We start from the raw sequence: 19,724 nt of genomic DNA, 5'->3' as shown, positions 1-19,724 counted from the left end.
CCTGCGAACAGAAACCACCCCCGCAAGCAGTTCTTTCAGGCCAGGGCCGAAGCTGCCCAGAGGCCGGCGGCGAGGGTGAGGCCGTAGGCGGCCAGCAGGCGGCCCGTGGCGGCCAGAGCGCCGATCAGGTCGACTCCTTCGGCGCCGCGCAGCACCCGCGCCAGCGGGGCCGCAGCGAACGGCAAGGCTGCCAGCCCCAGCACGGCCCAGGGCTCGCTGAGCGCCAACGGGATCAGTGCGACGAAGGCGCCCGCCACCAGAGCGGCGTGGAGAAGGCGTGTCCGGGACGTTCCCATGCGGACCGCCAGGGTGCGCTTCCCGGCGGCCGCGTCACCCTCGATGTCGCGCAGGTTGTTGACCACCAGCAGTGCGCAGCTCAGGCAACCGCAGCCCACTCCCACCCAGATGCTGCGGGCCGTGATCGCCTCCAGTTGCACGAAGGCGGCTCCGACCGCTGCCACGAGGCCGAAGAAGATGAACACACTCACCTCGCCCAGCCCCCGGTAGCCGTAGGGCCGGCGTCCGCCCGAGTAGAACCAGCCGGCTGCGAGACACGCAGCGCCGACGATCACCAGTTCCCAGCCGGCCGCCGCGGCGAGGGCCAGACCGGCGCCTCCCGCCACGAGCCCGGCAAGAGCGGCGGCGTTGCGCACGGCCCCGGGGCGCGCCAGGCCCGAACCCACCAGGCGCCGCGGGCCCACCCGGCGCTCGTCGTCGGTGCCGCGCATGCCGTCGCTGTAGTCGTTGGCGTAGTTGACGCCGATCTGCAACCCCAGCGCCACCACCAGGGCCAGCGCCAGACGCCACCAGATGAGACCCTGGCCCCAGCCGAAGCCCGGCCTGGCCGCGCTCGCCGTGCCGGCGATCACCGGTGCCAGCGAGGCCGGCAGGGTTCGCGGCCTCGCCCCGGCGACCCAGTCCTGCACCCGCGTCACACCGGCCACGCTAGCGGCAGCCTGCCTGACAGGCCGGACCGCGGCCCGGCCGACCGGGCCGGTCACTGTCCCTACAGCGGCGGATCCGGCGCGGCACCGGTGCCGCGACCGGCCGGCGCCGCCCGCCGCGTCGGCGACCCTCAGGGCGCGGGGAGGGGCTGCGGCGCGGCAGCGGCACACCTTTCGGCACGGGCGTGCCTCGGTGGGACTGGGATTCGCCGTGCCGAACCTCGAGGCGGCGCGGTCGCGCTGTGTCTCTCGGTGCGGGCCGCTTCCAGCTCCCTTTATGCTCGCCGCATGAACCGACTCGCGGCCGAGGGGAGCCCCTACCTTCGCCAGCACGCCGACAACCCCGTGGACTGGTACCCCTGGGGCACGGAGGCCTTCGACGAGGCCCGCCGAGCCGACAAGCCGATGCTGCTGTCGGTGGGCTACTCCTCCTGCCACTGGTGCCATGTGATGGCCCACGAATCGTTCGAGGACCCGGCCACGGCGGAGCTGATGAACCGCTGGTTCGTGAACGTGAAGGTGGACCGCGAGGAACGGCCCGACGTGGACTCGCTGTACATGGAGGCGGTCACCTCGCTCACCGGCCACGGGGGCTGGCCCATGACCGTCTTCCTGACACCCGAGGGGGAGCCGTTCTTCGCCGGCACCTACTTCCCGCCCACGGCGCGCCACGGGATGCCCTCGTTCGGCGACGTCCTCCAGCGGGTCAGCGACGCGTGGGGCGAGCGCCGCGGCGATGTCCGGGATCAGGCACAGCGCATCACGGCGGCCCTGGATCGGGCCGCTCGCCTGCCGCCGGCGTCGGGCGGCGTCCCCGACGGCCACGAGGTGCTCGCCGCCGCCGCCGGAGCGCTGCGCCGCCAGTACGACGCCGCCTGGGGAGGATTCGGCCATGCTCCCAAGTTCCCCCAGGCCATGACGCTGGAGGCGTTGCTGCGGCACTGGCGGAACTCCGGTGACGACGACGTGCTGGCGATGGTCGTCAACAGCCTGGACTGCATGGCCTCCGGCGGCATCTACGACCACCTCGGCGGCGGCTTCTCGCGCTACGCCACCGACCAGCGCTGGTTGGTACCGCACTTCGAGAAGATGCTCTACGACAATGCCCTGCTGCTGGGGCTGTACACCGCCGCCTGGCAGGTCACCGGCAAGGCCCGCTACCGCCAGGTGGTCACCGAGACCGTCGGCTACCTGCTGCGCGATCTGCGCCTGCCCGGCGGCGGCTTCGCCTCAGCCGAGGACGCCGACTCCGAAGGCGTGGAGGGGAAGTTCTACGTGTGGCGCCTCGAAGAGATCCGCAGTGCCGCCGGAGAGGCAGCCGACGCCGCCATCGAGTGGTACGGCGCCACCGGCGAAGGCAACTTCGAGGGGGCCAACATCCTGTGGCGGCCGGTGCGCGGCGACCTGCTGCGCTCGCCCGAGGTGGAGCAGGCGCGCCGGGCGCTGCTCGAGGCCCGCTCCGGGCGGGTCCGCCCCGGCCTCGACGACAAGGTGCTGACCGAATGGAACGGGCTGCTGATAGCCGCTCTGGCCGCTGCGGCCACCGCGACCGGGAACACCGCCTGGCTGGCTGTCGCGGAGGACTGCGGCGAGTTCCTGCTGCAGAACCTGCGGCGTGCCGACGGGCGCTGGCTGCGTTCCTGGCAGGCGGGCGACGCCGACCGCCCCCCCGGGGCGCGGCACCTGGCCTGCGCGGCCGATTACGCCGCGCTCCTGAACGCCTTCTGCCGCCTTGCCGAGACCACCGGCAGAGCGCACTGGATCGCCGAGGCCCGACGGACCGCCGACGACCTGGTGGAGTTGTTCTGGGATCCCGACGGCAGCGGCCTGCTCACCTGCGGGCGCGACGCCGAGCCGTTGGTTGCCACGCCCCGGGATCTCTTCGACAACGCCACCCCCTCGGCCAGCAGCGCCGCCGCGCTGGGCCTGATGCGCCTGGGCGCGCTCGTGGGTACCGGCGCCTACCACGAGCGGGCCGCTGAGATCCTGGCGCTGCTGGGCCCGCTCGCCGGCGAGCACCCCAGCGGCTTCGGCAACCTGCTGTGCGCCCTGGATCTGCACGCCGGCGGCGCCACCGAGGTCGTCATCACCGGCGACCGCCGAGACCTCGTGGATGTCGTGCACGGGGCCTGGCTGCCGAACGCCGTGCTGGCCTGGGGCGAGCCGTACGACTCGCCGCTGTGGGCCCAGCGTCGCGACGGTGCCGCCTACGTGTGCCGGCGCTACACCTGCGCGGCGCCCGCAGACGACCCTGCCACCCTGCGTCGGCAGCTGGCGATCGACGCCGGGAGGGCCGGTCGCCCCTGAGGCATCGGCGACCGCCGCGGGGAGCGGGGGTTCCGGGTTCGGGCCTGCGCCGGAATGACACTCGCGGTGTGTGGCGGGGGTCGCCGGAGGCGTGGGTTCTGGATTCCGGCCTGCGCCGGAATGACACGCGGCGTGGGGCGGGGGTTGCTATGGCGAAGGGCCCAGGCAGGGCAAGGGCCGGGCAGCCAGCCCGGCGGCGTCCCGGCGACCGGGCGACTTCACCTCAGGCGGCGGAGCGCTCCAGGATGTGCACGCCGCAGGAGGAGCCCAGCCCGATCACGTGCGCCAGGCCGACCCGGGCGTCGGGAATCTGGCGATCGCCCGCCTCGCCGCGCAGATGGGTGGCGATCTCGTAGATGTTCGCCACGCCGGTCGCACCGATGGGATGGCCCTTGGAGATGAGACCGCCGGAGACGTTGACGGGCGTTGTCCCGTCGCGGTAGGGCGCACCCGAGTCGATGAAGTCACCCGCCCCGCCCGGCTCGCACAGCCGCAGGTTGTCGTAGTGGATGAGCTCCGCCGAGGCGAAGCAGTCGTGCAACTCCACCATGTCGAGGTCCTCGGGTCCCACTCCCGCCTGCTCGTAGGCCGCGTCGGCGGCGTTGCGGGTCAAGGTGTTCACGTCGGGCTGCATCTGGCCGCCCTCGACATACGGATCGCTCGTGAGCACCGAGGCGGCGATCTTGACCGCCCGGCTGCGCTGGGACGGCGACAGTGTCCTCAGGCGCTCCCCGCTGACGAGGATCGCCGCGGCGGCACCGTCGCCGGTGGGGCAGCACATCAGCAGCGTGTTGGGGTACGCCATCATCGGCGAGGCCTTGATTTCCTCGACGCTGAAGCGCTTCCGGTACTGCGCCAGCGGGTTCAGGGTCGAGTGCAGGTGGTTCTTGTGGGCGATCCTGGCGAACTGGTCGAAACCCACACCGGGGTGGTCGTGGGCGTAGCGCATGCCGGCCTGGCCGAAGACTCCGGGCATGGTCTTGGTGCCGAGGATGCCGTCGACCGAGCGGACCGACCCGAAACGTCCCGACGGCTCGAACACCTTGGCTCCCTTCGAGCCCTTGGGGGTGCTCGTGAGCAACCCCATCTTCCCCATCTTCTCAACCCCGACGGCCATCGCCATGGAGGCCTCCCCCGAACGAATGGCCATGAGACCGACCCGTACGGCTGTGGCCCCCGTGGCACAGGCGTTGGCCACGTTGTAGACGCTGATGCCCGTCTGGCCGATCTGGCCCAGCAGTTGCTGACCGACCCCGGCGTGGGCCGAGAACAGACTGCCACACGCCAGCACGTCGAGGTCCTGCACGGTCACCCCGCCGTCGTCCAGCGCGCCCAGTGCCGCCTCGCTGGCCAGGTCGAGCAGGTCGCGGTCACCGTGGCGGGCGAATCGTGTCATGGAGGTACCGAGTATCCAGACGCTGTCACTCATGGGTGGCTCCTCTGTGGGGTTGCTGTCGCCTGATCCGCTTCAGGCGCTCGCCGGCGCGAAACCGAACGCGACGCATTCGGTGCCTTCGCTGTCCGTGCCGGCCGGGTAGGTCACCAGCCGCACCGGCATGCCGAGTCGGATCTCGGCGGGGTCCGGCGTCACCTCCAGCAGGTTGGCGCGGACCGTGGTGCCGTCGCAGGCCTCCACGATCGCTGAGACGAACGGCACCGCGACGCCCGGGTCCGCCCGGTGCACGATCGAGAACGCCCGCAGATGACCGGTCACAGCCACCGGCGCAGGCTCGAAGCTGCGGCCGCCGCAGGCCCCGCAGGCATTGCGACGATCGAAGAAGCGGGCGCCGCAAGCGTCGCACTCCTCCGCCACCAGGTGCGCCTCGGGCTCGAGCGCCAGATAGGCCACCAGTGGGATCCGTTCGGTTGCCATCGGGGCCTCCGGGACTCGAGCCGGTGCGAGGAACCCTAGCGCCGGGGGCCGCCCCAGCAGCCCCAGTGCAGGATCTCCCGGGGATCCCGCCAGCCGCGCGCCAGCGACCTGCTGGGGTGGTCGGGAGCCGGCCAACCCAACGCCACGACCCCCAACACTTCGACCCCCTCGGGAACCTGCAGCGCGGCACGTACCTCGGCCTCCCCGTCGAACAGGCCGAAGAACAGGGCTCCCAGACCCCGTTCGGCGGCCGCCAGCAGCAGGTTCTGCACGACGAAGGCGCAATCGATCAGCCAGTACGGCATGGGCCAGGCCTCCGGTGACTCGCCGAGGCCGCCGGCTGCGCCCGACGCCTTGTCCGCCTCGCGGTAGCGGGCGAGGTAGCGGCGGCTGTCGGCCGCCGGCAGGACCAGAGCGGGCGCCTGCAGAAGTCCGGGCCAGGCGAAGTCGGCGCGCTGGGTGGCGGGCAGGGTGAGGTCCCAGAACGATTCGCGCGCCTCGGCGGTATCCAGGATTATGAGTTCGGCACCCTGGGCGAATCCCGCCGACGGCGCCCGCCGGGCCATCAGGCACAGTTCCTCGAGCAGGGCCCGCTCCAGGCGCCGAGACTCGAAGTTCCGCGTCATGCGGCGCGCCGCGAGCACCTCGCTGAGGTTCACGTCCGGCTGCGCCTCCCCGCTGCGGGCTCAGCGCCGGGGGGAATCAGTCGCCGTAGCGCTGCAAACGCCCTGCCGTGGCCCAGGCCACGGCCACCAGCGAATCGCCCCGGTCGCGCTGCAGCGGCGCGAACACGTCGCTGAGGGCCGGATCGGTCCGCTCGGGCCGCAGGGTCTCGTAGTCGAGCACGGCCGGCTGCCCGCCGTCGCCGGTCGCCAGGAAGGTGCGCGGGTCGTAGACGCTGTTGCCGATCCGGTAGCGCTTGGCCAGCCGCCGTCCCCATGCCCGCTCCTCACCGTTGGCGCCGTGGTCGGGCCGGGGGATCACGTTGCTCAGCACCTTGAACACCTCGAAAGTGGAGGGGTCGTTCATGCGCACCCCCATCAGCACGTCCTCGTCGGGGAAGGCCATGACTGCTCGGTGCAACTGCTCGGCCACCAGCGCCTGCAGGACCGTGCTGCGCCGGGAGGTGCGGGCCACCGATCCCGCACCGAGGACCACGACCGGGGTCCCGCCGATCCGTTCCAGCGTGGAGAACACGAAGCCTCGCAGGCGGCTGCCCTCGCGTGCCTCGGTCAGCAGTACCCAGAGCTCCGTCTGCTTGGAGAGGAACCCGACCGTGAAGGGGTTCGGACCTTCCGCGCAGAGATCGGCCATCGCCTCGAGTTCGGCGTCGCTGACCGCGGTGCAGTCCCTGCTCTCGACCTCAACTGCCATTGTCGCCGCCTTGTCACTCTCGGGCCACACCGATCACAGGGTGGATCGCCCAATAGTCCAGTGTGCCGGACGGCCGCGTGCAAACCGACCTGGTGAGCGATCAGACCTGCACGGCGCTGACTCCCAGCAGTTGCCGCAGCTCGGGCACCAGTCCCCCCTCGATGTCGACGTGGTACTCCTGGGGAAGCTGCAACAGATGCCCCTTGCCGACCAGGATCTCCACGGGCGAGTGGCCGCCGTGCTCACCGAGGAGCCGCTTGAGCGCCGCCAGCTGATCGCTGTCCACGCCGACGGCGGGGATGTGCAGGCGCAGCGCCCCGCGGGTCTCGGCGGAGAACTCCTGCATCTCCATGCAGATGAGCTTCGGCTCGTCGTCGCGCCGGTCCAGGCGCGCCTTGAGGATCACCACCACCTCGTCGGCGAGCAGGGCCTCCTGGGCTTCCATGGCTCGGGGAAAGACCGTGACCGGGATCATCCCGGTGCGATCGTCCAGGGTGAAGGTGGCCATGCGCGCGCCGTTGCGCGTCCGGCGGCGCTTCAGCGAGGTGACGGCGCCCGCCACCGTCACGACCTCGCCGTCGGGCAACACCTCGAGTTCGGTGATGCCGTGCTCCCGCTTGGCCGCCAGCAGTTGCTCGATGCCCGCCAGGGGATGGTCGCTGATGTAGAGCCCGAGCATCTCCTTCTCCTCGGCCAGCATGACCGACCGCGGTGCGTGGGTGTCGGGCACGGCGGGCTTGTGGCTGTAGCCGGTGGCCACGTCGGTGTCACCGAAGAGACTCAGGACCCCGGCCTCGCGCTCGCGCCGCTCGGCGAGGGCGGCGTCGACGGTTCGGCTGTGCACGTTCAGCAGCCCCTGCCGCGGCTGTCCCAGGGAGTCGAAGGCGCCGGCCCTGATCAGCGACTGGACCGTCTGCTTGTTGAGCACCGAGGGGTCCACCCGGTCGCAGAAGTCGTCGAAGTCCCGGAACGGCCCGCCGCCCGCACGCGCCTCGATGATGTGGGCGGCATCGCCGGCGCCCACGTTGCGGATGGCCGCCAGACCGAAAAGGATGCGTCCGCGGTCCGGCGCCTCCGGGCGCGGGACCGGCGTGAAGTCCGAGAGCGACTCGTTCACGTCGGGCACCAGCACGGCGACCTCCCGCTGGCGGCATTCCAGGAGGTAGGGGGTGAGGCGCTCGATCTTGGTGCGCACGCTCGTCAGCAGGGCCGCCATGTACTCGATGGGGTAGTTCGCCTTCAGGTAGGCGGTCTGGTAGGCCAGCAGGCCGTAGGCGTAGGAGTGGCTCTTGTTGAAGGCGTAGTCGGCGAAGGGCTCGATGCGGCTCCACCACTGCTCCCCCACCCGCCGGCCGTAGCCGGTGGCCTCGCAGCCGTCGATGAACTTCTGGCGCTCCTCGGCCATCTTCTCGCGGATCTTCTTGCCGCAGGCCTTGCGCAGGTTGTCGGCCTCCTCCGGGCTGTAGCCGGCGAACACCTGGGCGATCCGCATCATGGACTCCTGGTAGATCATGAGTCCGTAGGTGTCGGCCAGAATCTCCGCGGCGTCGGGGTGCAGCACCTCCACGGGGGCACGCCCCGTCCTGCGCTCCGCATACGCCGTGTGCACGTTCTCCTTCATCGGGCCCGGCCTGTACAGCGCCACCACGGCGGCCACGTCGTTGATGTCGCCCGGCAGCATGGAGCGCAGCAGGGCGCGCACCGGGGGGCTCTCCAGCTGGAAGACGCCGGTGGTGTCGCCGCGCTGGAGCATCTCGTAGGTGCGCTCGTCGTCCAGCGGCAGCTCGTCGATGTCCAGTTCGGCGCCGCGCAGGCGCGCCACGTGGGCGACGGTGTCGGTGATGACGTCGAGCGTGCGCAGTCCGAGGAAGTCCATCTTGAGGAGACCCAGCTCCTCGACCGCGTCCATGTCGTACTGGGTGACGATGGGGGCGTCCGCGGCGGCCTGCTTCTCGGCCGGCTTGCGCTGGATGGGCACGTTCGTCGTCAGGGGGTCGGGTGAGATCACGACCGCGGCCGCGTGGATGCCGTCCTGGCGCCGCAGCCCCTCCAGACCCAGCGCCACGTCCACGACCTCGCGCACCTGGGAATCCTCGGCGTACATGTTGCGCAGATCCCCGGCCAGGTCATAGCCGGCGCCGTAGGCGGTCTCACGCTCGAGGCAGGCGCGCAGCGGCGTCGTCCGGCCCATGATGGGTTCGGGGACCGCCTTGGCGATCTTGTCGCCGACGGCGTAGGGGTGGTCCAGCACTCGGGCCGCGTCGCGCACCGCGGCACGCCCCTTGATGGTGGAGAAGGTGATGATCTGTGCCACGTGGTCCCGCCCGTAGCGTTCCGCCGCGTAGCGGATCAGGTCGTCGCGGTAGCGGGAGTCGAAGTCCATGTCGATGTCGGGCATCTGGCGCCGGCCGGGGTTCAGGAACCGCTCGAACAGCAGGTCGTAGCGCAGCGGGTCGAGGCTGGTGATGCCGAGGCAGTAGGAGACGGCGCAGCCCGCGGCGCTGCCCCGGCCGGGACCCACCCGGATCCCGGCGGACCGGGCGTAGCGGATGAGGTCCCAGACGATCAGGAAGTACGAGGCGAAGCCCATCGTGGTGATCACCTGCAGCTCGTAGGCCAGGCGGTCCGAGGTGGCCTCGGGCAGCTCGTGGCCCCAGCGGGAGCGCGCCCCCTCGAGGGTGAGATGCGCCAGGTACTCGTCGGCGTCGCCGAAGCCCTCCGGTACGGGGAACGGCGGCAGCTTGATGTCGCCGAAGCCGATCTCGATGTTGCAGCGCTCGGCGATGTCCAGCGTGCTGTCGCAGGCCGCCGGCGACTCGGCGAAGAGCCGGCGCATCTCCGCCGCCGACTTCAGGTAGTGCTCGTCGCCGTCGAACTTGAGCCTGTTCGGGTCGCTGCGGACGCTCCCGGTCTGCACGCAGAGCAGGGCGTCGTGCGCCACCGCGTCGCCGCGGTGCGTGTAGTGGCTGTCGTTGGTGGCCAGCAGGGGGAGATCCAGGCGTTGCGCGATCTCCAGCAGGTGCGGCATGATGCGCTGCTGGGCGTCGATGCCGTGATCCTGGAGCTCGACGTAGGCGCTGCCGGGCCCGAAGATGTCGCGCAGGCGCCCCGCATGGCCCAGCGCCCTGTCGAAATCGTCCCGCAGCAGCGCCTGGCAGACGTGGCTCCCGAGGCAGCCCGTGCTCGCCAGGATCCCCTCGGAGTGCTCAGCCAGCACCTCCCAGTCCACCTTCGGCTTGTAGTAGTAACCCTCCAGGAAGGCGCGGCTGGCGATCTGGATGAGGTTGCGGTAGCCGGCCTCGTTCTCCGCCAGCAGGGTCAGGTGGTAGTAGAGCTTGTGGCCGGTGGCCGTCTCGCCGCCGCTGTCATCCACCTTGCCCTGCCGGGCGGGCCGCTCGTGGCGGCTCTCGTGGGCCATGTAGGCCTCGATGCCCAGGATGGGCTTCACGCCGCCGGCACGGCAGGCCTTGTAGAACGGGACGATCCCGTAGAGATTCCCGTGATCGGTGATCCCGAGCGCCGGCTGGCCGTCGGCCGCGGCCGCCGCCACGAGCGCATCGACGCGCGAGGCGCCGTCGAGCATCGAGTACTCGGTGTGGGTGTGCAGGTGAACGAAGCTGTCGGGCATCGTCGGCTCCCCAGACTGTCCCCATTACGTCCCCACGTCCTGTGGACAAATCACAGTGATGTCGTTTCAGCGCCGACCATAGTCGGCGGCGGAGCGAGCGCGTACGACGACCGTCCGGAGGCCGCGAGGCGCGGCCGGGGAGCCGGACGCGGGCCCGCGTCCTGGGAGTGGGCTGCGTAATCCACGGGCAAAGTCGGTCCGGTGGCGGAAGTCCTGGATTCCGGCCTCCGCCGGAATGACACTCATACTGGACATGCCGCATTGTTCCGCAGCGTCCTAGTGTCCTGAGCCGGAAGTTCGTCGGAGGTATCTGGTGAGGTTAGCAAGCCTCTCAACAGCGGTTTCGCGCCAAGGCGAACGGTTGAGGCCACGCCATATCCTCATGAACTTGGAACTCAGGACACTAGAGATAGGGGCCGGGTCGCTCGTCGTCGGGCCGTTGCTCGTCGGCCCCCCGGAAGGGCGGCAGCTGGCCGCGCATGTCCGCCAACTGCCTCCGGGCGAGCACCTGCTGGGCGTACAGCGTCGCCTGGATGCCCTGGATGAGTCCCTCCATCCAGCCCACCAGCTGCGCCTTGGCGATGCGCAGTTCCGCTTCGGTGGGCACCTCGGCGTCGGGGAAGGGCCGTGCCAGGCGCTCCAGCTCCTCACGCAGGTCCGCCGAGACGGCCGATCCCAGCTCCTGCAGCGAGATCTCGTAGATCTCCCGCAGCCGGTCGCGGCTGCGCTCGTCGAGAGGCGCCTCGCGAACCTCCTCGAGCAGGCCGCGCAGCATGGCCCCGACGCGCATCACCTTGGCCGGTTGCTCGATGGCGTCGCCCTGCGGTTCGGCGGCATCCTCGGGCGCCACGATCTCCGCGCGCTCCGGCTCGGTCGGACTGTGCTCGCTGTCGGGGGTCATGCTCGCCGGCTCCGGATCGGGACAGGTCAGGTGCTGTGACGCTAGCGGCCCGGCGACGCCCCCGGCGTCGGGACCACCCTCCCGATCCATGTTGACCGAGCCGTTACGCTCGCAGGCGTGAAGGTCTCGACGTGAAGGTCTCGACGCGGGCGGACTACGCCAGCCGGGCGCTGCTGTCGCTCACCCTGCACGAGGCCGGCGCACCGCAGTCGGCTCGGGACATCGCCGACCGCACCGGACTCCCCCAGCCCTACCTGGAGCAGATCCTGCTGGCACTCAAGGGCGCCGGCCTGGTCCTGTCCAAGCGCGGCGTCGGCGGCGGCTACCGGCTGGCGCGCCCCGCCGGACAGATCTACCTGAGCGAGATCGTGAGCGCGGTGGAGGCCCCCATCGTGGCCGACGACTTCGGCGAGCCGCACAAGGACGGAGCCTGCGACCACGAGGGGCAGTGCGTGCTGCTGGCGGTGTGGGCCGCCGTGGGAACCGAGATGCGGCGACTGCTGTCCTCCTTCAGCCTTGCCGACATCGCCGCCATTGCCGGCGGCACCGCGCCCTGGCCCGACGCGGCCCCCGCCGCGCCGGCCGGCGAGCCGCGCTAGGACAGGGCGGCCAGAACGGCTCCGAGGTCTGACGGCAGGGTCGACTCGAAGAGCATCTCCCGGTCGTCGGAGGGGTGCGCGAATCCCAGCAGGGCGGCATGCAGGGCCGGACGGTCGAGCCGCAGCGCCGCCGTCGCAGCCCGGTCCGGTGTCACCGTGGCGGTCCCGTAGACCTCGTCACCGAGCAGGGGATGTCCGATCGCCGCCAGGTGCACCCGGATCTGGTGGGTTCTCCCGGTCTCCAGCCGGCAGCTCAGGTGGGTCACCGGAGCCGGCGAACTGTAGCGGCGGCGCACCTCGTAGCCCGTCCGGGCCGGGCGTCCCCGCTCGGTCACCGCCATCTGCGCAGGCCGGCGACCCGAGCGGCCGACGGGGGCGTCGATCAGGCCCCGGTCGTCGCCGACAGTGCCCCAGCAGATGGCCTCGTAGCGGCGGCGCACGGTCCGCCCGGCGAGCTGTGCCACCAGCGAGTCGTAGGCCAGGGCGCTGCGGGCGGCGACCAGTAGCCCGCTCGTACCGGCATCGAGGCGATGGACGATCCCCGGCCGGGTCGCCTCTCCGACGCCGGCCATCTCCGGGTAGCGCGCCAGTAGGGCGCCGCAGAGGGTGCCCTCCGTGCGGCCGGCGCCCGGGTGGACAACGAGCCCGGCCGGCTTGTCCACGACCACGAGGTACCGATCCTCGTGGACGACCGCCAGCTCCACGTCCGGTTCGGCACGCGGCTTGCCGCGGCCGCGCTGATCGGCGAGCGCGGCGGCCGCCACGACCAGTTCATCACCCTCCGACAGCCGTGCCGCACGGTCGGTGCGCACGCTGCCGTTCACCTGCACGGCACCGGCGGCCACCAGGGCGGCGGCGGTGGAACGGCTCGTCCGGGTGAGCAACGCCACCGCCCTGTCCAACCGCTCGCCGGCCAGTGCCGGCGGGAGGGGTTCGGTCACGCCTCCTCCAGCAGCGGATCGCCGCGCAGGCCCGCACGGAGGCCCAGCACCGCGAAGAGCACCACGCCGACCGAGATGGCCGCGTCGGCCACGTTGAACACCGGCCACCACTGCGGGTCCACGAAGTCCACAACGCTGCCGCCGAAGAATCCGTCGCCCCGGAAGGCCCGATCACCGAGGTTGCCGAGGGCGCCCCCGAACACGAGTCCCGCCAGAAACGCCACGGACCGGCGGGTCGTCGACCAGGTGAGGCGGAGCAGCAGCAGCGACACCACGACCGCGGCCACGGTGATGACCGGGGCCAGTGAACTGCCCAACCCGAAGGCGGTGCCCTGGTTGAAGACCAGCCGCAGCCGGATCGTCCAGAAGAGATGGATGCTGCCGTCGGCCAGTTCCCGCAGCGCCCAGAGCTTGGTCAACTGGTCCGCCAGCAGAACCGCTGCGGCGACCGACAGCAGCAGGAGGCGGTTGGCCCGCGGACGGCCGGGACTGCGGCTCTCAGCGCCGTCTGAGGCCACCGGCCTTGTACTCGACCCGCTCGGCCGCCCAAGGAATGGCACGGAGACGCTCCTTCTGGATGGGCTTCCCGGAGACGACGCAGGTTCCGTAGGTGCCCTCCTCGATTCGCTTCAGGGCTTCGTCGATCAGTTCCACCGCGGCGCGGGCCGCGGCGCTGAGCGCCAGATCCCGCTCACGCTCCACCGCCCAACTGTCGCCCTCGCCGGACTCCTCGTCGAACTGCAGGTCGCCCGGTTCGCGGTCGTCGAGCAGCGCCGCCGCCTCGGCCGCCATCGTCTCCGCCGACCGGACGTACCTGGCCCGCTCGGCGAGCAGCTTCTTGCGCTGCTCCTCGAGGAAGGCGTCATCGAGGCGCCGTGGGGAGGAGACCTCCTCGTCGCTGTCCGGAGTACTTCCGGGTGGGGCCACCTGACCCTCCTGAGTAGATCCTGCGAGCCGCCGGTCCGGCCGCACGACTCGACGGCGGGCGGGCCAACTCTAGCCGCCGGCACCTGCTGCACCGCCAGGCGGGACCGCTGTTGGCGAGGCAACCGAGGTGCCTCCCGATGCCCCCGGTGCCGGGTCGGACACTTCGGCGGTATTTTCTTGCGCCATGAACCACCAGCCGGCGCCGTACCCCGATGTGGACCCGCAACCCGACTTCGCGGCGATCGAGTCCGAGGTGCTGCGACGCTGGGATTCCGAGGGCACCTTCCGGGCCTCGGTCGAGAATCGTCCGCCCGGCGCGGGAGGCTCCAACGAGTACGTGTTCTACGACGGGCCGCCCTTCGCCAACGGGCTCCCCCACACCGGCAACCTGCTCACGGGATACGTGAAGGACGTGATCCCCCGTTACCGCACGATGCGCGGCCAGAGGGTCGAACGCCGCTTCGGTTGGGACTGCCACGGTCTGCCGCCGGAGATGGAGGCCGAGAAAGAGCTGGGAGTGTCGGGACGGCGGGCCATCACCGACTACGGGATCGAGCGGTTCAACGGGCACTGCCGCCGCTCGGTCATGCGGTACACCGACGAGTGGCAGCGCTATGTGAACCGCCAGGCGCGCTGGGTCGACTTCGAGAACGACTACAAGACCATGGACCTCCCGTTCATGGAGAGCGTGCTGTGGGCCTTCAAGCGGCTCTGGGAGAAGGATCTCGTCTACGAGGCCCACCGGGTACTGCCCTACTCGTGGGGCGCCGAGACGCCGCTGTCCAACTTCGAGATCCGCATGGACGACGCCACCCGGCCGCGCACCGACCCGGCCATCACCGTGGCCTTCCGCCTCGTGGGTGCTCCGGGCGATCCGGCTCCGCTGTACCTGTGGGCCTGGACGACGACGCCCTGGACCCTGCCCTCGAACCTGGCGCTGGCGGTCGACCCCGAGACGACCTACGCGGTTCTGGAGGAGTCCGGCGACGACGGTCCGCGGCGCCACGTGCTGGCCGCCGAAGCCGTCGAGCGCTACACCCGCCGGCTCAGCGACACCAGACTCGCCGGCAGCGTGCGCGGCCGCGACCTCATGGGCAGGCGCTACGAGCCGCTGTTCGACTTCTTCGCCGACGTTCCCGGCGGCTTCGCCGTGCTCGGCGCCGATTTCGTGGACACCGACGAGGGCACCGGAATCGTGCACGTGGCGCCCGGCTTCGGCGAGGACGATCAGCGCCTCTGCACCGAGGTGGGGATCGACGTCGTGGTGCCCGTCGACGACCAGGGACGCTTCACGGCAGAGGTCCGCGACTGGGCCGGCCAGAACGTGTTCGACGCCAACCCGGGGATCATCGCCGCGCTGAAGCAACGAGGGCTCATCGTCCGCCACGACAGCCACGTACACAATTACCCGCACTGCTGGCGCACCGACACACCGGTGATCTACCGCGCCGTCAACTCCTGGTACGTGCGCGTGACCGCCGTCCGCGACCGGATGGTGGAGTTGAACCAGCAGATCAACTGGGTCCCGGCGCACGTGCGCGACGGGCGTTTCGGCAACTGGCTGGAAGGCGCACGCGACTGGTCGATCAGCCGCAACCGCTTCTGGGGTTCGCCGGTGCCGGTGTGGCGCTCGGACGATCCGGCCTGGCCGCGCACCGACGTCTACGGGAGCCTCGACGAGATCCAGCGGGACTTCGGAGTGCGCCCCGACGACCTGCACCGGCCGTTCGTGGACTCCCTGACGAGGCCCAATCCCGACGATCCGACGGGCCGCTCGGTCATGCGCCGGGTCCCGGAGGTCCTGGACTGCTGGTTCGAGTCGGGCTCCATGCCCTACGCCCAGGTGCACTACCCCTTCGAGAACAAGGAGTGGTTCGAGGACCACTTCCCCGCCGACTTCATCGTGGAGTACGTGAACCAGACGCGCGGCTGGTTCTACACGCTGCACGTGCTGGCGACCGCCCTGTTCGACCGCCCACCGTTCCGCAACGCCGTGTGCCACGGCGTGGTGCTGGCCGCCGACGGGGCGAAGCTCTCGAAGCGGTTGCGGAACTACACCGACCCCGAGGTCATCTTCACCCGGCAGGGGGCCGACGCCTTGCGCTGGTACCTGATGTCCTCACCGGTGCTGCGCGGCGGCGACCTGCGGATGAGCGACGAGGGCATCGACGCCGTCGTGCGGGGCGTGCTGCGGCCGCTCTGGAACGCCTACGTGTTCTTCTGCATGTACGCCAACGCCGACCGCTCCCGGGCCGGCTGGAACGTCTCCTCCACCGACGTGCTGGACCGCTACGTGTTGGCCAAGACACGCCGGCTCGTGCTGGAGGTGGGCGACCGGCTCGACGCCTACGACCTGCCCGGCGCCTGCGGCGAGATCGAGACCTTCCTTCACACGGTGAACAACTGGTACATCCGCCGCAGCCGCGACCGCTTCTGGGCACCGGCGACCGAGGCCGACCCCGGCGACAAGCAGGCCGCCTACGACACGCTCCACACCGTCCTCGTGACGCTGGTGCAGGTGGCGGCTCCGCTACTCCCGCTGATCTGCGAATCGATCCATCGCGGCCTCGGGGGCGGTGACAGCGTGCACCTCTGCGACTGGCCCGAGGCTGCGGCGCTACCCGGCGACGACGAGCTGGCGACCGTGATGGACCGGGCGCGGGAGGTCTGCTCGGCGGCGCTGGGGGTGCGGGTGACGCACGGGCTGCCGGCGCGCCAGCCGCTGCGGTCGGCGCGCGTCGCCGGCCGCGATGCCACGACCCTGGAACCGTTCAGCGATCTCATCGCCGCCGAGATCAACGTGAAGTCCGTGGTGCTGACCACCGAGCTCGACGAGGGGACGCGTTTCGTGCTGCGCCCGCGCGGCGAGGTACTCGGGCCGCTGCTGGGGCCTGCAACACAGGCGGTCATGGCCGCGGCCCGCGCCGGCGAGTGGACCCGTGCGGCCGACGGCACGGTCACCGTCGCCGGACAGAGCCTCGCCGAGGACCAGTACGAGTTGGTCCTGGAGACCCCCGAGGGCCGCCCCAGCGCGGCGCTGCGCACGGCTGACCTGGTCGTGACGCTCGATGTCGCTCTGGACGATGAGTTGCGCTCCGAGGGTGCGGCGCGCCACCTGGTGCGGGTGCTGCAGCAGGGCCGGCGTGATTCCGGGCTGCACGTCTCCGACCGCATCGAACTGACCCTCGACCTGCCTGCCGAACTCGCCGCGGCGTTGGCGCCCCACGCGCGGTACGTGGCGGACCAGGTCCTCGCCACCGAGGTGCGCCACGCCGACCTGCAGGCCGTCGACGACGCCGGCACCGCCAGCATCGACGGTCAGGAGATCCGTTTCGCCATCACCCGCGGCGCGGCGGGTTCGGACTAGCCGGAGGAGTCCCCGCCCTCGGCCGCTCGCTCGAGCCGCGCCAGGAAACTGTCCCCTTCGGGAGCCCCCTCGGGCGCGGCCTCCGGATCGCCGTCCTCGGCGGCCTCGTCCTGCGGGCTGCCGGCAGGCTCGGCACCGTCGCCGGAATCCGGTGCCTGCCCGCCGGTGGCGTCGATCAGGGCCAATGCCTCGACGAGCCCGCGGCGCCGGTCCGCCAGCATCAGCTGAAGGTCCGCAACCGTCTGCGCCAACTCGTCACGGCGAGTTTGCAGCTCCGAGACCTCCTCGAGTGTCTGCCGCCGGACATCCTCGATCGCCAGGCGGGCCCGTTCGGCGGCCAGCGCCGCCATCGGCGCGCTGCGCTCGGTGACGAGTACCTCGAGGGCCTCCGCCGCCTCGCTCAGGAAGGCGTCGACCTCGGCGGCGTCGTATCCCCGGAAACGCTCGGTGAAGCGGACGTCGCGCAGCGCCTCGGGGGAGAGTTCCACGAGCCCAACCGTAGTGCTCACCGGCCCCGGGAGCCGGAATCCCGCCTCACCGGGAGGCTCAGCAGATGCGCGCTTGCACGGCGAACAGCACCACCATGACGATCGTCGGCGCGAAGTCGAGAGCCACGGCGCCCACGCGCAGCGGCCGCAGCAGGCGGCGCAACGGGCGCAGGATCGGGTCGGTGACCATGATGAGCCCCCCGGCAAGGGTGGCCGCCACACCGTCGGGTCGGATGGGGAACCAACTCAGCAGAGCGCGCGCCAAGAAGGCCAATGCGTAGATCAGCAGCAGCCAGCAGAGTACGACCACGGGACAGCAGCCGAGGGTTCAGGACTCGTCGGGGAGCTTTCGTTCCTCGAGAGCGACCCGCACGTCACTGGGCGTGAGCAGGTAGACGCCGGGGGTCACCCGTTCCACCTGACCGTCGAGGGCGTAGCAGAGCCCCGCGGCGAAGTCCACCAGCCTGCGGCGCAGGTCGCTGTTGGCGTCCTGCAGGTTCACGATCACCGGCTGGCGCTGCTTGAAGTGGTCGCCGACCTCCTGCGCCTCGTCGAAGTGCGCCGGCGAGACCACGATCGGGCGCACGGCGGTCGCCGATGAGCGCGGGCGTGCAATGGCCGGCCGGGCGACGGGTTCGGCGGTGACGGGCTCGGGCGTGGCGGTCACCGCCGCCAGACCCACCGGCTCGGCAAGCGCCGTCGGTTCGACGGTTGCTGGGTAGCGCTCCGGAGGCGGACCGCCGTAGGGATCGCCCCCGGTGTGTGCCCGCTGGGGTCCGCCGAGGTGGCCGGCGTACGGTTCTCCCTCGTCGGGCCCCAGGCCCAACCAGTTCACGAAGGATTTCAAGGCCGACATGGGCGTTCCTCCAAGGATGTGCGAGTCGTGCGGGTGATCCGCCCTGTGCCGAGCCTCGACCGGTAGCAGATCTGCGACTTGTCCACAACGCTCGGTGCCGGCGCGCCGTGGCGGAGCGGCGACGTTGCGGGCATGTGCATCGCACCTCGTTGTTTGCACAAGTGTAGGCCGCGCGGCACCGCGACGCCCTTATCCGAGTGCGGCCGCGGGATCGCCGAGCAGCACCCGCCCGAGCCGCAACAGGTTGGCGCCCTCGGTCACCGCCAGGGTGAAGTCGCCGCTGGTTCCCATGCTGCGTACCGGGAGTTCCAGTTCGTCGGCCAGGCTGCGCACCTGGCGGAACTGCCGGCGCACCGCCTCGGGCGGGCCGGGCAGCGCCATCGACATGAGGCCGGCCGGGTGCAGTCCCAGGTCCCCGGCCTCGGCCACGAGCCGCCGGGCCGTCGCCGGATCGCAGCCTCCCCGCCCGGGAACCGCCCGCGCCGCAATCTGCACCAGGATCCGCGCCCCCGGGCTGTGGCGAGCGATCTCGCGCAGCAGGCGCGGGCGGTCGACGCTCTGCCAGAGCTCGACGTGGGGCGCCAGGCGCCGGACCTTGTTGGACTGGAGGTTGCCGATGAAGTGCCAGCGGGCACCTGCCAGCCCCGGAGCCTTCTCCAGCAATTCCTGCGCGTAGTTCTCACCGAGGTCGCAGAGCCCCGCAGCGACGACTGTCGCGGCCGTCAGTTGATCCCGCCCCTTGGTCACCGCCACGATCTCGATGCGGTCGGGATCACCGCCGGCATCGGCCACCTGCTCGCGGATCTGCGCCAGCCGCCGCCGGATCTCCGCGGCGCGCCGGTTCAACTCTGGCTGATCCACGTGGCCAGGACGTGGCGAGCGGTCTCGGCACGGGCTCGATGGGAATACCAGGATTCGGCCTCGCAGGCCGTGCAACGATCGGCCTCGATGACGTCGGTGATGCCGGCACGCCGCAGCGCGGCACGAACCGCAGCCGGGATGTCGAGTGCTGCGGTGCCCCACGCGGTTCGTGAGACGACCTCACGACCGAACCGCGCGGCCAGGTGATCCAGGGGTTGGCGCCCGAACTCGTAGCACTCGGGGCCGATGCAGGGACCGACGAAAGCGCGAATGTGAAGACCGCCCAGCCGCCGGACCGCGGCCGTCGCCTCCTCGACCACACCGGCGGCCAACCCCCGCCAGCCGGCATGCACAGCCGCCACCACGCCCTCTGTGGCGACCAGGGCCAGTGGTGCGCAGTCGGCGGTCCGGACGGTCAGCACAGCATCGCTCGTCGCGGTGACCGCAGCGTCCGCCGCCGCACCGTCAGCATCACCGGGCTCAGTGACGGTCACGACGTGCGCCCCGTGCTGCTGGCGCAGCCGGGTCCAGCGCCCGCCCGCCAGCGAGGCCCGCTGCGCGGGCGATCCCTCACCGAAGTCGCCCTGGCGACGGTCGCTGAATCTGATCTCGGCGCGGCGCGAGCCCTTCAACTCCAGGGTCAGCGCCAGCACCGGCG

The 19,724-nt window shown here is 71.2% G+C and carries 18 protein-coding genes; 3 read left to right on the top strand and 15 right to left on the bottom strand.

The features are described from left to right. Positions 1–35 precede the first annotated feature (35 nt). The gene (locus tag OXG55_14585; protein ID MCY4104467.1) at positions 36–935 is read right to left on the bottom strand and encodes a 1,4-dihydroxy-2-naphthoate polyprenyltransferase; all 900 of its coding nucleotides are present in this window, start codon (positions 933–935) and stop codon (positions 36–38) included. Positions 936–1,232: 297 nt separating this feature from the next. Between OXG55_14585 and OXG55_14580 the strand changes: the two genes are divergently transcribed. Then, positions 1,233–3,251 carry a thioredoxin domain-containing protein gene (locus tag OXG55_14580; GenBank protein MCY4104466.1) on the top strand — a complete coding sequence of 673 codons (2,019 nt, stop codon included), beginning with the start codon at positions 1,233–1,235 and terminating at the stop codon, positions 3,249–3,251. A gap of 223 nt (positions 3,252–3,474) precedes the next feature. Here the strand turns inward: OXG55_14580 and OXG55_14575 are convergent, their stop codons facing one another. The 6 genes from OXG55_14575 to OXG55_14550 all read right to left on the bottom strand — a co-directional run bounded on the left by OXG55_14575 (position 3,475) and on the right by OXG55_14550 (position 11,027). Then, positions 3,475–4,680, bottom strand: coding sequence for a thiolase family protein (locus OXG55_14575; protein ID MCY4104465.1), 1,206 nt, complete (start codon positions 4,678–4,680; stop codon positions 3,475–3,477). 39 nt (positions 4,681–4,719) lie between these two features. Continuing rightward, the gene (locus OXG55_14570; protein MCY4104464.1) at positions 4,720–5,124 is read right to left on the bottom strand and encodes an OB-fold domain-containing protein; all 405 of its coding nucleotides are present in this window, start codon (positions 5,122–5,124) and stop codon (positions 4,720–4,722) included. Between the two features lie 35 nt (positions 5,125–5,159). Then, positions 5,160–5,783 carry a nitroreductase family protein gene (locus tag OXG55_14565; protein MCY4104463.1) on the bottom strand — a complete coding sequence of 208 codons (624 nt, stop codon included), beginning with the start codon at positions 5,781–5,783 and terminating at the stop codon, positions 5,160–5,162. A 43-nt stretch (positions 5,784–5,826) separates the two neighbouring features. Next, complete coding sequence (locus tag OXG55_14560; GenBank protein MCY4104462.1) at positions 5,827–6,498, bottom strand: hypothetical protein; 672 nt, start codon at positions 6,496–6,498, stop codon at positions 5,827–5,829. A gap of 100 nt (positions 6,499–6,598) precedes the next feature. Beyond that, positions 6,599–10,126 (bottom strand): DNA polymerase III subunit alpha, encoded by a 3,528-nt coding sequence (dnaE, locus tag OXG55_14555; protein MCY4104461.1) that lies wholly within the window; start codon positions 10,124–10,126, stop codon positions 6,599–6,601. A gap of 403 nt (positions 10,127–10,529) precedes the next feature. Beyond that, positions 10,530–11,027: a DUF2587 domain-containing protein gene (locus OXG55_14550; GenBank protein ID MCY4104460.1), complete on the bottom strand. Its 498-nt coding sequence runs from the start codon at positions 11,025–11,027 to the stop codon at positions 10,530–10,532. A 131-nt stretch (positions 11,028–11,158) separates the two neighbouring features. Between OXG55_14550 and OXG55_14545 the strand changes: the two genes are divergently transcribed. After that, entirely contained in the window at positions 11,159–11,626 is a 468-nt protein-coding gene (locus OXG55_14545) for an Rrf2 family transcriptional regulator (protein MCY4104459.1), read from the top strand. Here OXG55_14545 and OXG55_14540 read toward each other — a convergent pair. The 3 genes from OXG55_14540 to OXG55_14530 are packed head-to-tail and all read right to left on the bottom strand — an operon-like array spanning position 11,623 to position 13,494. Beyond that, positions 11,623–12,567 (bottom strand): RluA family pseudouridine synthase, encoded by a 945-nt coding sequence (locus OXG55_14540; protein ID MCY4104458.1) that lies wholly within the window; start codon positions 12,565–12,567, stop codon positions 11,623–11,625. The two genes, OXG55_14545 and OXG55_14540, sit on opposite strands and share 4 nt — an antisense overlap. Then, entirely contained in the window at positions 12,564–13,085 is a 522-nt protein-coding gene (lspA, locus tag OXG55_14535; GenBank protein ID MCY4104457.1) for a signal peptidase II, read from the bottom strand. Before lspA ends, OXG55_14540 begins: the two co-directional genes overlap by 4 nt. Then, a complete protein-coding gene (locus tag OXG55_14530; protein MCY4104456.1) occupies positions 13,066–13,494 on the bottom strand; it encodes a hypothetical protein in 429 nt (142 codons plus the stop codon). The genes lspA and OXG55_14530 overlap by 20 nt, the downstream gene beginning before the upstream one ends. A 184-nt stretch (positions 13,495–13,678) precedes the next feature. On the opposite strand from OXG55_14530, the gene ileS reads away from it, so the two are divergent. Beyond that, positions 13,679–16,861 carry an isoleucine--tRNA ligase gene (gene ileS / locus OXG55_14525; protein ID MCY4104455.1) on the top strand — a complete coding sequence of 1,061 codons (3,183 nt, stop codon included), beginning with the start codon at positions 13,679–13,681 and terminating at the stop codon, positions 16,859–16,861. Here the strand turns inward: ileS and OXG55_14520 are convergent. From OXG55_14520 to OXG55_14500, 5 genes are all read right to left on the bottom strand, one after another. Beyond that, on the bottom strand, positions 16,858–17,370 hold the full coding sequence (locus tag OXG55_14520; protein ID MCY4104454.1) for a DivIVA domain-containing protein: 513 nt from the start codon (positions 17,368–17,370) through the stop codon (positions 16,858–16,860). The genes ileS and OXG55_14520 overlap by 4 nt on opposite strands. 37 nt (positions 17,371–17,407) lie before the next feature. Further along, positions 17,408–17,659 carry a YggT family protein gene (locus OXG55_14515; protein ID MCY4104453.1) on the bottom strand — a complete coding sequence of 84 codons (252 nt, stop codon included), beginning with the start codon at positions 17,657–17,659 and terminating at the stop codon, positions 17,408–17,410. Positions 17,660–17,677: 18 nt separating this feature from the next. Further along, complete coding sequence (locus OXG55_14510; GenBank protein ID MCY4104452.1) at positions 17,678–18,205, bottom strand: cell division protein SepF; 528 nt, start codon at positions 18,203–18,205, stop codon at positions 17,678–17,680. Positions 18,206–18,394: 189 nt separating this feature from the next. Further along, positions 18,395–19,051: an alanine racemase gene (locus tag OXG55_14505; protein MCY4104451.1), complete on the bottom strand. Its 657-nt coding sequence runs from the start codon at positions 19,049–19,051 to the stop codon at positions 18,395–18,397. Beyond that, positions 19,048–19,719 (bottom strand): laccase domain-containing protein, encoded by a 672-nt coding sequence (locus OXG55_14500; protein MCY4104450.1) that lies wholly within the window; start codon positions 19,717–19,719, stop codon positions 19,048–19,050. Before OXG55_14500 ends, OXG55_14505 begins: the two co-directional genes overlap by 4 nt. Positions 19,720–19,724 lie beyond the last annotated feature (5 nt).

The sequence above is a fragment of the bacterium genome (assembly GCA_026708055.1).
GTDB lineage: Bacteria > Actinomycetota > Acidimicrobiia > Acidimicrobiales > CATQHL01 > VXNF01.
The sequence above is the reverse complement of the archived record's forward strand: the minus strand, read 5'-3'. Positions and strand labels throughout refer to the sequence as shown.